Below are 672 nucleotides of genomic sequence, written 5' to 3' on the forward strand. Positions count from 1 at the left end.
GCTGCACCCGGCGCCCGGCATGCCGGCGGTCAACTGCACCGCGCAGTTCGGTGTGCCCGGGCCCTGGCACGAGCGACTGCCCCATTTCCGGGCCGAGTTCGTCCCGAGCAGTGGCGCCGAGCTCCAGTCGGAGTACCTGCTGCCCAGGCCCCAGGCCCTGGAGGCGCTGCACGCGCTCGACGCGATCCGGGCGACGCTCGCACCCGTCACGCAGACCTGCGAGGTGCGCACCGTGGCCGCCGACAGCCAGTGGCTGAGCCCGGCGTACGGGCGGGACACCGTGGCGCTGCACTTCACCTGGGTCGAGGACACCGAGGCCGTGCTGCCGGTGGTGCGGCGGCTGGAGGAGGCCCTGGACGCCTACGGCGCCCGGCCGCACTGGGGCAAGGTCTTCACCATGCCGGCGCCGGCGGTGCGGGGGCTGTACCCGCGGCTGGGCGACTTCCGGGCGCTGGCGCGGGCGCTGGACCCGGCGGGGAAGTTCACCAACGCGTTCGTGCGGGACGTGCTCGAGGGCTGATCTCCGCCACGCGTTTCGTGCCGGCCGCACCCTTGGGGCCACTGGGTCAGGGACTTTTACGGACCCCTTTCCTAACCCCTTGTCGAAAGTCCTCCGCAGGCCATAGCCTTGCGCCGCGCCGGAGAGTCCCGGCCGTGAGGGGAGTTCGATGA

General features: G+C 72.8%; 1 protein-coding gene. It reads left to right on the forward strand.

The window, feature by feature from the left end:
* On the forward strand, positions 1-520 hold a 520-nt coding region (locus IG05_RS0141015), incomplete at its 5' end, for a D-arabinono-1,4-lactone oxidase (protein WP_030349181.1).
* Between the last annotated feature and the right edge of the window lie 152 nt (positions 521-672).

Source organism: Streptomyces sp. NRRL S-1022, assembly GCF_000720135.1.
In the GTDB taxonomy this organism is placed as follows: Bacteria; Actinomycetota; Actinomycetes; order Streptomycetales; family Streptomycetaceae; genus Streptomyces.